The 13,586-nt window shown below is 73.8% G+C and carries 3 protein-coding genes; all 3 read right to left on the minus strand.

Annotation, left to right across the window (positions count from 1 at the left end; all coding sequences use genetic code 11):
• A partial coding sequence (locus LCH29_RS01840) for a type I polyketide synthase (protein WP_446459895.1) occupies window positions 1-9,156 on the minus strand: 9,156 nt, incomplete at its 3' end.
• Between the two features lie 237 nt (window positions 9,157-9,393).
• Entirely contained in the window at window positions 9,394-12,174 is a 2,781-nt protein-coding gene (locus LCH29_RS01845) for an AAA family ATPase (RefSeq protein WP_446459896.1), read from the minus strand.
• A 390-nt stretch (window positions 12,175-12,564) separates the two neighbouring features.
• A complete protein-coding gene (locus LCH29_RS01850; RefSeq protein ID WP_446459897.1) occupies window positions 12,565-13,416 on the minus strand; it encodes a calcium-binding protein in 852 nt (283 codons plus the stop codon).
• Window positions 13,417-13,586 lie beyond the last annotated feature (170 nt).

The raw sequence follows: 13,586 nt of genomic DNA on the forward strand, positions 1-13,586 counted from the left end.
GATGACGGCCAGGACGGTGTGTCCGTTGGCCTGGGCGTCGGAGAGGCGTTCGAGGAGCACCATGCCCGCGCCCTCGGCCCAGATCGTGCCGTCGGCGGCCGCGGAGTAGGACTTGGCCCGGCCGTCGGGCGCCAGCCCGCGCTGGCGGCTGAACTCCAGGAACATCCCGGCGTTGGCCATCACGGTGGCGCCACCGGCGAGGGCCATGGAGCATTCGTCGCTCCGCAGCGACTGGCAGGCCATGTGGAGGGCCACCAGCGAGGAGGAGCACGCGGTGTCGACGGTGACCGCCGGGCCCTCGAAGCCGAAGGTGTACGCCACCCGCCCGGACGCCACGCTCGCCGTCGTACCCGTCAGCAGGAAGCCGTCGACGGGCTCGCTGCCCTCGTGGACGAGGGAGCCGTACTCCTGGGTCACGACTCCCGCGAAGATACCGGTGGCGCTGCCGTCCAGGGTGTCGGGGCGCAGCCCCGCGTCCTCGAAGGTCTCCCACGCCGTCTCCAGCAGCAGCCGCTGCTGGGGGTCGAGCGCGAGGGCCTCGCGGGGGCTGATGCCGAAGAACTCGGCGTCGAACTCGGCCGCGTCGTAGAGGAAGCCGCCCTCGCGGGCGTAGGTCTTGCCGCGCACATCGGGGTCGGGGTCGTACAGGTCGTCGAGGTTCCAGCCCCGGTTGTCCGGGAACGCACCGACCGCGTCGCGGCCCTCGGCCACCAGCCGCCACAGCTCCTCCGGTGTGCTCGCCCCACCGGGGAAACGGCACCCCATGCCGATGACCGCGATCGGCTCGCCGTCGTCCGTGGCGGGCGCGGGCGCGGTGCCCTTGGCGGCCGCGGTGTCGGCGGCGCGCGGGGTGCTCGCGGTGTCCGTCGCCTCGGCGGGGGCCACCGGCAGCGGGGCGTCACCGACCAGTTCGTCCCTGAGGTGGGTGATCAGGGCGGCGGGCGTGGGGTGGTCGAACAGCATGGTGGACGGCAGATGCAGCCCCAGCGCCTCGCCCAGGACGATGAGCAGTTCGATGCCCGCGAGCGAGTCGAACCCCAGGTCCTTGAACGACGTTCCGGGGTCGATGGCGGGCGGCGAGCTGTGGCCCAGGACGGTGCCGATGTGCAGGCGGAGGACGTCCAGCAGCAGGTCGCGCTGTTCGGCCTCGGGCAGCCCGGCCAGCCGACCGCGCAGCGAGGTGTCCTGGCCGGTGTCGCCCGCCCGGTCGGCGGGCGCGGGCTGGGCGGGGAGCAGGTCGGCGAGCAGCGGGGACAGCGGGCTCGACGCCCGCTGGGCGCGTGCGCCGGTGAGATCGAGCCCGGTGGGTACGAGCGCCGAGCGCCCGGTCGCGAGGGCCGCGTCGAAGAGCGCGAGCGCCCGTGCGGTGGGCATCGGCGCCAGCCCCTCGCGGCTCATCCGGGCCAGGCCCCGCCGGTCCAGGGTGCCGCCCATGCCGCCGTCCTCCGCCCAGAGACCCCAGGCGAGGGAGATGGCGGGCAGACCCTGTTCGCGGCGGTGGTGGGCGAGCGCGTCGAGGAACGCGTTGGCGGCGGCGTAGTTGGCCTGTCCCGCCGTGCCCAGGGTGCCCGCCACGGAGGAGAACAGCACGAACGCGGTCAGGTCGGCGTCCCGCGTCGCCAGGTGGAGGTTCCAGGCGCCGTCGGCCTTGGGGCGCAGCACCGTACCCAGCCGGTCCCGGTCGAGTTCGGTGACCACGCCGTCGTCCAGGACGCCCGCGCAGTGCACCACCGCGCCGAGCGGATGGTCCTCGGGCAGCGTCGCCAGCAGCGCGGTCAGGGCCTCGCGGTCGCCGACGTCGCAGGCGGCGACGGTAACGTCGGCGCCGAGCGCGGTCAGCTCGTCGGTGAGGGCGCCCGCCGCGTCGGGGCCGCTACGGCTGGTCAGCAGCAGCCTTCTGACACCGTGCCGGGTGACCAGGTGCCGGGCGAGGAGTGCGCCGAGGGCGCCGGTGCCGCCGGTGATGAGCACCGTTCGTCGCGCGTCGAATGCGGCGGCGGGCTGAGGCGGTTCCGACGCGAGCGGGGTGAGGCGGGGGACACGTAACCCGCCTTCCCGTACGGCGAGTTGGGGTTCCCCGGTGGACAGGGCCGCCTCGATGGCCTCGTCGGAGGCACGCGAGCCGTCGACGTCGAGGAGCGTGAACCGGTCGGGGTGCTCGGTCTGGGCCGAGCGGATCAGGCCCCACACCGAGGCCGCGGCCGGATCGGCACCGCTTCCGGTGTCCGGCTCGGTGGACACCGCACCCTCGGTGAGGACCACCAGGCGGGTGTCCGGCGCGCCGTCGGCCAGGACCGTCCGGAGCAGGTCCAGGGCGTGGCGCGTCGCGGCGTGTGCCGCCTCGGCCGGGTCGGCGCCGCCTTCGGCCGCCCCGGCGCACCGGGCGACGACCGTCTCCGGCCGGGCCGCGCCGGACCGCAGCGCCGCGCGCAGGGCGTCGGCGTCCGGGTACGCCTCGGCCGCGGGGCCGAGCGCGGCCAGCGCCGCCGCGACCAGCCGGTCGCCCGCGTCCCCGACCACGGCCCACCCCGCGCCCTCGGCGGACACGGCGGCGTCCGGTGGCGTGGCCACCGCCCGCCAGGTCACCTCGTGGAGCGCGCCGCCGTGGTCGGGCCGGGCCGCGGCGAGCTGCTCGGCGCCGACGGGGCGCAGGACGAGGGAGTCGACGGTCAGGACCGGCGCCCCGGCGGAGTCCATGACCCGCAGCGCGACCGCATCGGGCGCGAGGCGCGCGAGCCGGACCCGCAGGGCGCGTGCGCCGGTCGCGTGGAGGGCCACACCGCTCCACGAGAACGGGACTTGGAGCGTGCCGTCGTCGGAGTCTCCCGCGGCCAGGGCGAGTGGATGGAGCGCCGAGTCGAGCAGCCCGGGGTGGACGCCGTACGGGCCCGGGGCCGTGCCCGCGGGCAGGGTGACCTCGGCGTACAGAGCATCGTCACCGTCCCGCCAGGCGGCCTTGAGCCCCTGGAACAGCGGGCCGTAGCCGAAACCGGCGTCGGCGATCCGCCGGTAGAACCCGTCGGTGGCGAGGGGTTCGGCGGAGGCCGGGGGCCAGGCCGCGTCGTCGGGGGCGCTGAGGGATTCCGTGGTGGCGCCGAGCGCGCCGGTGGCGTGGCAGGTCCAGTCGGTGCCCGGCAGGGCGTCCTCGGGCCGTGAGTGGACGGCGAAGGGCCGCCGCCCCGCGTCGTCCGCCGCCCGGACGAGGACCCGCAGCTGGAGGGCGCCGTGCTCGGGCAGGGCCAGGAAGACGTGGTGGGTGAGCTCCTCGACGCGAGCACACCCCACCTGCCTCGCGGCGTGCAGCAGCATGTCCACGAACGCCACGCCCGGCATGACGGGCGTGCCGAAGACGGCGTGGTCGGCCGCCCAGCCGGGGGTGGTGGCGTTCACCCGGCCGGTCAGGAGCAGACCGCCCGGGTCGGGGAGTTCGGCCGCGGTGGTCAGGATCGGATGGCCGGTCGCCGTCAGCCCCAGGCCGTCGGCGCCCACGGTGGGCTTCGGCGCCTCCAGCCAGTAGCGCTCGCGCTGGAAGGCGTACGTGGGCAGGTCGACGGCCGGGGGCGGGGTGTCGCCGAACAGGCGGGCCCAGTCGAGGGCGACGCCGTGGGTGTGCAGCCGGGCGAGGGCGCCCAGCAGCGCCTGCGACTCGTCGCGGTCGCGGTGGAGGGTGGGGACGAGGACGGCGCCGTCGGGGTCGGTGAGGCTGTGGCGGACCATGGCGGTGAGGACCCGGTCGGGCCCCAACTCCACGTAATGGGTGGCGCCTTCGGCCTCCAGCCGGGTCACCGCGTCGGCGAACCTGACCGTCCCGCGCACATGCCGCACCCAGTACTCCGCGGTGGCCACGTCGCCGTCCGCCACCATCGGGATGCGTGGCTCGGCGTACGTCACCGTCTGGGCGACCCAGCGGAAGTCGTCCAGCATCGGGTCCATCAGCGGCGAGTGGAACGCGTGGGACACCGTCAGGCGGTTCGTCCTGCGCTCACCGAGCCGTTCGAGGACCGCGGCGACGGTGTCCTCGGCGCCCGAGAGCACCACGGAGGTGGGGCCGTTGACGGCGGCCAGGTCCACCCGCTCGGTCAGATACGGCGCCACCTCGTCCTCGGTGGCCTCGACCGCCACCATCGCCCCGCCGGGCGGCAGCGCCCCCATCAGCCGCCCCCGGGCGGTGACCAGCGCGGCGGCGTCATCCAGCGAGAACACCCCGGCGACATGTGCGGCGGCCAGCTCGCCGATCGAGTGACCGGCCACGAAGTCGGGCCGTACGCCCCAGGACTCCAGCAGCCGGAACAGCGCCACCTCCACCGCGAAGATGGCGGGCTGGGTGAACTCGGTGCGGTGCAGCGCCTCCTCGTCGCCCCACATCACCTCGCGCACCGCGGGGTCGAGGATGCCGCACACCTCGTCGAAGGCGCGCGCGAACACCGGGAACGCCTCGTACAGCCCCCGGCCCATGCCGAGGCGCTGGCTGCCCTGCCCCGTGAACAGGAAGGCGGTCCTGCCGGGGCGGGCGGTGCCGCGCACCAGCGCGGGCGACGGCTCACCGCGGGTGAGGGCGTCCAGGGCCTGGTCGAACGCCTCGCGGTCGGCCGCCACCACCGCGGCCCGGTGGGCGAAGTGGGCGCGCGTGGTGGCCAGGGAGCGGCCGATGGCGGCGGGCGGGAGGCCGGGGTGGCCGGCCAGGTGGCCGCGCAGCCGCCGGGCCTGGTCCCGCAGCGCCTGCTCGGACTTGGCGGAGAGCACCCACGGGAGCAGGGTGTCCGGCTCCGACTGGTCCTCTGTGTCCTCGGGCGTGGGCGGGGCTTCGAGGATGAGGTGGGCGTTGGTGCCGCTGATGCCGAACGAGGAGACGGCGGCGCGGCGGGGGTGGCCGCTCTCGGGCCAGGGCCGGGCCTCGGCGAGGAGCTGGATGTTGCCGGTGGTCCAGTCGATGTGCGGGCTGGGCTCGTCGACGTGGAGGGTTCGGGGCAGGGTGGCGTGGCGCATGGCCTGGATCATCTTGATGACGCCGCCGACACCCGCCGCTGCCTGCGCGTGGCCGATGTTGGACTTCAGCGAGCCCAGCCACAGCGGCTCCTCGCGCCCCTGTCCGTAGGTGGCGAGCAGGGCCTGCGCCTCGATGGGGTCGCCGAGCGTCGTGCCGGTGCCGTGGCCTTCGACGGCGTCCACCTGGTCCGGGGTGAGCCCGGCGGCGGCCAGCGCGGCGGTGATGACGCGCTGCTGCGACGGGCCGTTCGGCGCGGTCAGGCCATTGCTGGCACCGTCCTGGTTGACCGCCGAGCCGCGGATGACGGCCAGCACGGGGTGCCCGTTGGCCCGGGCGTCCGAGAGCCGTTCGAGCAGGACCATGCCCGCGCCCTCGGCCCAGATCGTGCCGTCGGCACCGGCCGCGAACGACTTGCACCGGCCGTCCGCGGCCAGCCCGCGCTGCTGCCCGAACTCCACGAACATGCCCGGGGTCGCCATGACCGTGACGCCGCCCGCCACCGCCAGCGAACAGTCCCCGACGCGCAGCGCCTGCACCGCCTGGTGCATCGCGACCAGCGACGACGAGCAGGCCGTGTCGATCGTCACCGCCGGGCCTTCGAGCCCGAAGGTGTAGGCGAGCCGTCCCGAGGCGACACTCGCGGTGTTGCCGGTGAGCAGATAGCCGCCCAGCCCGTCGTCGCCCTCGTGCAGCCGCGGGCCGTACTCCTGGGACATCGCGCCCACGAACACCCCGGTGCGGCTGCCGTGCAGCGTGCCCGGATCGATCCCGGCGCGCTCGAACGCCTCCCAGGTGACCTGCAACAACACTCGCTGCTGCGGGTCCATCGCGGTGGCCTCGCGCGGGCTGATGCCGAAGAACTCCGCGTCGAACTCGGCGGCGTCCTCCAGGAACCCGCCGTGCCGGGTGTAGGTCTTGCCCCGCACACCGGGCTCGGGGTCGTACAGCGCGTCCAGGTCCCAGCCCCGGTCGGAGGGGAACCCCGAGATGGCGTCCACGCCGCCGTCGACCAGCCGCCACAGCTCCTCGGGCGAACCGGCGCCCCCCGGGTAGGAGCAGGCCATGCCGACGACCACGATCGGGTCCTCGGCGTCCACCGCCCGCACAGCGGACGAAACGACGGGCAACACGCTCTCGCCCAGGGCCAGTTCGCACAACTGCCGCGCCAGCCGGGCCGGGCTCGGGTGGTCGAAGACGACGGTCTCCGGCAGCGCCAGCCCGGTGGCGTCCGCCAGGTTCTGGCGCAGCTGGACCGCCATCGTGGAGTCCATACCCAGCTCACGGAACGCCCGGTCGACGTCCACCGTGTCCGTGCTCAGGTGGCCGAGGACGATGGCCGTGCGCAGCCGCACCAGCTCCAGCGCCGTACGGCTCCGCTCGTCCTCCGGCAGCCCGGCGAGCCGCTCCGCCCACGTCGCCGTCCCGGAGTCCGCCGCGGCGCCCCGCGCGCGCTCGACCTCCGCATCGGGGACGGCCGTCCGCGCGGCGGGCTCGAACGCGGCGGACACCTCCGGCCAGTAGCGCTCGCGCTGGAACGCGTACGTCGGCAGCGCCACGCGACGCGGCGCCCGCCCCGCGAAGACGGCGGACCAGTCCACGGACAGCCCGTGCACATGGAGCTCCGCCAGTGAGGTCAGCAGCGGCGGCCACGGCGCCTCGTTCCGCCGCAGCGACCCCACGACCAGCGCCTCCGGCAGCGTCTCCCGCAGCCCGAGCGTGAGCACGGGATGCGGGCTCGACTCCAGATACGTGCCGAACCCCGCCTCCGCCATGGCCCGGAGCGTCGCCTCGAAGAGAACCGGCTGACGGAGGTTGGTGTACCAGTACCCGGCGTCCAGCCCGGCGGTGTCGATGGCGCTTCCGGTGACCGTCGAATAGAACGCGATGTCACACGAACGCGGCGTCACCCCCGCGAGCTCCTCCAGCAACCGCTCCCGGATGGCCTCCATGTGCCGCGAGTGCGACGCGAAGTCCACGGCGGGGACGGCCTTCGCCCGGATCCCGTCCGCCTCGCAGCGGGCCAGGAGCGCGGCCACCCCCTCCGGGGCCCCGGCCACCACCGTGGTGCCGGGCCCGTTGACCGCGGCGATGCTCAGGCCCTCGCCGAAGGGGGCGATGTACGCGGCGACCCGGTCGGCCGGCAGCGGCACCGACGCCATGGCCCCGGTGCCCGCCAGCGTCATGATGGTCCGGCTGCGCAGCGCCACCACCCGGGCGGCGTCCTCCAGGCTGAGCGCTCCCGCGATGTGCGCCGCGGCAACCTCGCCCTGCGAATGCCCGACCACCGCGTCCGGCCGCACGCCCAGCGACTCCCACACCCGGGCCAGCGACACCATCACCGCGAACAGCACCGGCTGGACGACATCCGCGCGCGTCAGGGACGGCGCGCCGGACTCGGCGGTCAGCGTGTCCAGCAGCGACCAGTCGACGTACGGGGCGAGCGCCGCGTCGCACGCCTCGATCGACGCGCGGAACACCGCGGACGTACGCAGCAGCTCGCGCGCCATGCCCTCCCACTGCGAGCCCTGCCCCGGGAACACCAGCGCCACCTTGCCGTGGTCGCCCGTGACCCCCGTGACCAGCCCGGGCAGCTCGGCCCCGGTCCGTAACGCCTCCAGCTGCGCGTCATGGTCGAGCCCGAGGGCCACGGCGCGGTGCTCGAAGTGGGTGCGGGTGCGGGCGAGCGACCAGCCGATGTCGTACGCGTCCACGGCCCCGTCGCCGTCGGCAGCCCGCCGCTCCCGCAGCCGTCCGGCCTGGTCGCGCAGGGCCGCCTCGGTACGTCCGGACACCAGCCACGGCGCCAGCGGGATCCCCGGTTCGTCGCTCTCCGGAGCGTCCGGCGCGCTCTCCTCGGGCCCCTCGCCGAGCACGACGTGGCAGTTCGTTCCGCCCACGCCGAAGGAACTCACCCCGGCCAGCAGCGGCGCGTCCGGCCACGGGCCGCACGCGGTCCGGACGCGCAGGTTCAGCGCCTCGGGGTCGATGCGGGGGTGCGGCTTCTCGTAGTTCAGGCTCGCCGGGATCTCCCGGTGGCGGATGCTCAGCGCCGTCTTGATGAGCCCGACGATGCCCGCCGCGCCCTCCAGGTGCCCCACGTTGGTCTTGGCCGAGCCGACGAGGACCGGCGAGCCCGCGGGCCGTGCGCTGCCGTACGCGGCGCCCACGCCCGCCGCCTCCAGCGGATCGCCCGTCGGCGTGCCCGTCCCGTGCAGCTCCACATAGCGCACCTGCGCCGGGTCCACCCCCGCGTCCTCGCACGCCTGCCGCGCCACCGCCGCCTGCGCCTCCGCGCTGGGCACGGTGAGCCCGTCCGTGGCGCCGTCGTTGTTGACCGCGCTGCCGAGGATGACCCCGTACACCGGGTCCCCGTCGCGCACCGCGTCCACCAGCGGCTTGAGTACGACGACCCCGCCGCCCTCACCGCGCACATAGCCGTTGGCCCGCGCGTCGAAGGTGAAGCAGCGCCCGTCCGGCGACAGCCCGCCGAACCGCCCGGCGACCTCGGCGCTCTCCGGCGCGAAGTTGAGCGCCACACCGCCCGCCAGCGCCAGGGTGCACTCGCCCTTGCGCAGGCTCTCCACCGCCAGGTGCACCGCCACCAGCGACGACGACTGCGCGGTGTCGACCGCCAGGCTCGGGCCGCGCAGACCCAGCGCGTACGAGACCCGGTTGGCGATGACACCGCGGTTCAGCCCGGGCAGCGAGTGCTGGGTGATCGCGCCGCCGCGCTGCGCCAGCGCCGCGTAGTCCGCGGCGATCGCCCCGACCATCACGCCCGTCGCGGTGGAGCGCAGCGTCTCCGGGACGATGCCCGCGTCCTCCAGCGCCTCCCAGGCCAGTTCGGCGAAGAGCCGCTGCTGCGGGTCGATCGCCACCGCCTCGCGCGGGGAGATGCCGAAGAACGCCGCGTCGAACGCGTCCACCCGGTCGAGGAATCCGCCGTGGCGCAGCCCGGCCCGATGCCGTTCGTCCTCGTCCGGCAGCACCGCGTCCGGGTCCCAGCGGTCCGGTGGCACCTCGGTGATCGCACTGCGGCCCGCGCGCAGCAACTCCCAGAAGGCACCGGGGTCGGACGCCTGGGGGAGGCGGCACGACACGCCGGTGATTGCGATGGCATCAGTACCGTGAACAAGATCACTCGTCATGGTGGCGAGTGCCTCCCTCATCGCGCGCTGTCGAAAACGCCGGGCTGGCGTTCGTCCTGAGGGTCGATCGTCGGCTCCGCCACCCGCCCCTAGCTACCCGTAGAGCCCCCTAGGGCCCTTCTGCCCGTGTCCTGGGCGACGACGCACTGGGCGACGGCGGACGCGACGGAACCGACAGCAGTCCGCCCGCCCCGTCGGGAAACGGGGCGGGCGGACGACGGCCCCCGCCGCGGCACGGCGGAGGCATGACGGACGTGATCAGGCGGACTCGTAGCTGACGGCGTGCGCTCCCTGGAGCAGCTGTTCGCGGTTTCTGATGCCCATCTTGCGGTAGACGCGGGTCAGATGCTGCTCCACGGTGCTGACCGTGATGAACAGCCGATCGGCGATCTCACGATTGGCGTACCCCTGGGCGGCCAGCATGGCGACGCGCCGCTCGGATTCGCTCAGCCCGCCGAAACCGCCCTGGTCCGTACGGTCGCCCTCGCGGGCCCCCGCGCCCCCGCGTGTGCCGATGCTCCGTGGCATGGACGTCGGCAGCAACTCCTGGCACAGGGGTTCCGCCTGGCAGCTCTTGGCGAGCCGCCACGCCCGCCGCGCGGTCGGACGGGCCCGCTTGTCCCCCAGCTGCTGGTACGCCCGGCTCAGGTCGGCCAGCACGGCGGCCGCCTCGTACCGTGCGCCACTGCTCTCCAGCAGGCGGAACGCGTCCCGCAGAACGGGGGGCTGCTGAGCGGTCGGCTGGACCAGGGCCAGGCCGTGCAGCGCCATCCCGCGCGACCGGGCGAGCCCGGTGTCCGGCCTCGCGAGCTGCTTCTCGACGAGCCGGGCCGCCCGCTCCCGGTCGCCCAGCCGCAGCCACGCCTCCGCCTCGCCCAGTCGCCAGGGCGCCACGGCGGGCGTGTCGACGTTCCAGCGCCGCATCAGGCTGCCGCACCCCTGGAAGTCGGACAGCGCCAGATACGTGTTGCCGGTGGCGAGGTGGTGGCGGCCGCGCGCGTACAGATAGTGCAGCCCCGCGCGGGTCAGGAACAGCTCCGGCGGCGGCTCCGGCGCCAGGTACCCGGCTGCCGCCTGGTGATCGCCCATCGCGGTGTGCGCCTCGACCAGTATGGCCAGGGCCAGCGCGCTGCTGACGTTCCACCGCGGCCCGGACAGCCGGGCGTACGCCGTCTCCGCCTGGCGCACGGCGTCGGCCAGCCGTCCGCGCCGCAGTGACACGAGCGCGCCGACGCAGGCGATCTGCGCCCGCCACGCCGGGGCGTCATGGCGCCCCGCGTCGCCCGCCAGATGGTCGTGCCACTTGGCCGCGGCGTCGAGCCGATCCGCGTAGCACAGGGCGAGCAGCGCCTTCGGCAGGCTGCTGAGCTGCGAGGTCACCGCGTTCTGCCTGCTCTGGAACACCTGCTCGGCCAGGGCGATGGCGTACTCGTCGGCCCCCCGCTCCAACACCAGGGCCAGGGCGTGTCGGGCGCGCAGCTCCGAGTGGGACATGGCCGGAGCGGCGGTGTCCGGCAGCGGACGGCTCAGCCGGTCGAGCACACCGGGGACCTCGGAGGCCATGAGCATCCGCGTGCCGTGCAGCGCGGTCGCCATCTCCTCGTCGCCGTCGTTGAGATGGTCGACGGCCACCAGCGCCTCGTCGAAGTCGAGGTGGAACAGCATGCCCTCGGCGGCCCACAGCGCGTCGTCACCCGTCAGCTTCCCCTCGACGATGGGTCCCTTGAGCGCCAGGAAGTGCGGGGCCGAGTCGGCGGGGCGCAACTGCCACTGACCGCAGGCGTACTGCGACTTCACCGCCAGCCGCTGCCCCTCGTCCACGCAGCATTCGCGGGCCAGCTCCAGACACCGGATGCCCCGGTGGACGTCCCCCTCGTTCAGGGCCTGGGAGGCGGCGTCCCGCAGCACGTCCAGCACCCAGTCCTCGTGCAGCGGACCGGCGCCGAGCAGTTGCGCGGCGACCGGCTGGGGCGGCGCCCCGCTGTCGTACAGCAGGCGGGCGGCGCGGTACCGCAGCTCCGTCGCCTCGCCGTGGGGCATCTCGCCGAGGACCGCCTGCCGGACGCCCGCGTGCCGCAGCCGCGCGCCGTTCAGCACGCCGATGCCGGTGAGCAACCGGAGGTAGCGCTTGAGAAGTTCCGTGTCGATGCCGCTCAACCGGCTGAGCAGCAGCGGCGTGGCCGCCTCGTCCAGCAGCGCGACACACCGGGCGAGCAGGACCGCGCGCGGGCCGATCCGGTGCAGATACGCGAGGACCGCCTGCTGGAAGACGGGCCCGATCGCCACCCCTCCGTCGGGGAGCGGCGCGGTCGTGTCACCCTCCGACGCGGTCGCTCCCGCCGCGGATTCGGGCGCGGCGCGCAGCCGGTGCTCCTCGATGAGGGCCTGGGCGAGCAGCGGATTGCCACCGCTCAGGGTGTGTATCTCGGCGATGAACCGGTCCGCGGGCGGGGTCGGTGACAGCTCCCTGACGCCCGCCCGCGAGAGCGGTCCCAGGTGGAAGCGGCGCACGCTCGTCCGGTAGAGGAGGTCGTGCAGGATGCGCGGCGGTTGCTCCTCGACGGAGACACCGCGGGTGAACACCAGGGCGAGAGGAAGCCGGTTGAGGCGCTGCGCCACGTAGCGCAGACAGGAGAGGCTGGCCGTGTCGGTGTGCTGGATGTCGTCCACGGTGATCAGCAGCGGACGCCGGGCCGCCAGGTCGGCGACGACCTGGTACGTGTGGTGCGCGACGGCCAGGGAGTCGCCCTGGGCCACCGGCGGGACGGAACGCGCGTCGATCGCGTGGAAGAGCTGGGCGAGCGCGCTGTACGGGACGTCGCGCTCGTGCGGCGAACTCACCACACCGAGCACCGTGCTGCCCGCCGCGGTGGCCCGTTCCGCCAGCGCGTTGAGCACCGTGGTCTTGCCCATCGCCGTCGAACCGCTGACCGCGGCAATGGCCCCCCTGCCCCGCGCGGACTGCATCAGGAGATCGTCGAGCTGTTCCAGTAATTTTCTTCGTTCCACCAACACTGTTGAGCTTCCCCCTGTCGGCATCTTTGATCACGAAGCCGGTCCCGTTTTCCGGCAGGCCGGGAAACGGAACGGACTCGTCAATGCTGGAAGTGCGCGACCTTCATTCGGTCACTATCCGGGCGGTAGGATATTCGGCGTGACGCCGCTGAACACCCCTTGCAGGTATTCCTAGGGAAATCTTAGTGCCAGGATCCTGTGGTTTCCGGGAAGGAGCCCGGTCATGTCTTTGCGGAGCGATGAATTCCTTGTGTCCGATGCTCGGATCACGGAAAGGCCAAAGCCGTAGAGAAACAGGGTATTTTGTTGTAGACACCTGTCACGCACCGGGCCCAGAGGGCATGGTCCTGGGGGGTCATGAACACGGCGAAGGCCGCGGCGGTGACCGCCGCGGCCTCGGTGACGGCTCGTCCGTCAGTCCTGGTACACCTTGTTGGTGCCGGGTCCACCGGAGAGCGTGTCCGTGCCCTTGCCGCCGTACAGGGTGTCGTTGCCGCTGTTGCCGTACATCGTGTCGTTGCCGTCTTCGCCGTACAGCGTGTCGTTGCCCTTGCCGCCGTATACGTAGTCGTCCTCGGACCGGGCGCGCAGGATGTCGTCTCCGTCGTCGCCGTACAGGTTGTCGGCGTCGCCGGTTCCCGTGAGGGTGTCGTTCCCGGCGTCGCCGCGGCACTCGTACGAGCAGGCGCCGGCGATGGTGTCATCGCCCTCGCCGCCCCGGACGCCCATGCCGTCGCCGCCGTCGATGCGGTCGTCGCCGTCCTCGCCCAGGAAACTGTTCTGCCCGGTGCCCTTGAGGACGTCGTCACCGGCGCCGCCGCGGAGCGCGGCGATCGTGCCCGCCTTGCCGTCGACCGTCGCGGTGTCCGCGCCGTCGCCCAGGAAGAGCTCGAAGGTGGTCGAGTCGTCCGAGCCCAGGGGCTCGGCGATGATGCACTGCACGACGGTGTGATCGGCCGCCGAGGGGTACGTGCAGGCGTCCCACTGCGCCGCCGACGCGTCGATGCCCATGCCGGACTGGTCGCGGAAGGTGATGAGGAAGTCGCCGCCGAACTGGGAGGGGTCGACGTCGATGTTCTCGGTGGAGACCGTCACCTGGTTCGTCTGTCCGGCGGCGGCCAGATACGAGAGCACGCCGTCCTCGTGGGAGAGCGTGGCCCGGGTCGCCGCGGCCGCCGTGTCCGCGTGGGCGGCGGGCGCCCAGAGCGTGGCGCCGCCTAACGCGAGGGCGAGCGCGGCGGTGGCGAGGATTCTGTGCTGAGCCATGCGGAGGTAACCCTTCGGGTAACTGGTGGATGATCACCCGCTTAGACGGGGCGCCGGTGGAGGGGGTTGTGCCGGAAATCCCTCGTCAGAGGGCTGGGGCGAACATGTCACCCAGCGGCTTCCCGGTGTTCTCCCGGAGAGCACCGAACGGCAACCCCGAAGCGGAGGTC

This window comes from Streptomyces sp. BRA346 (assembly GCF_052851135.1).

Bases quoted from the DNA above. Each gene is read 5' to 3' on its own strand.
- LCH29_RS01850 (WP_446459897.1), bottom strand. From the start codon at position 13,416: ATGGCTCAGCACAGAATCCTCGCCACCGCCGCGCTCGCCCTCGCGTTA.
- LCH29_RS01845 (WP_446459896.1), bottom strand. From the start codon at position 12,174: ATGCCGACAGGGGGAAGCTCAACAGTGTTGGTGGAACGAAGAAAATTA.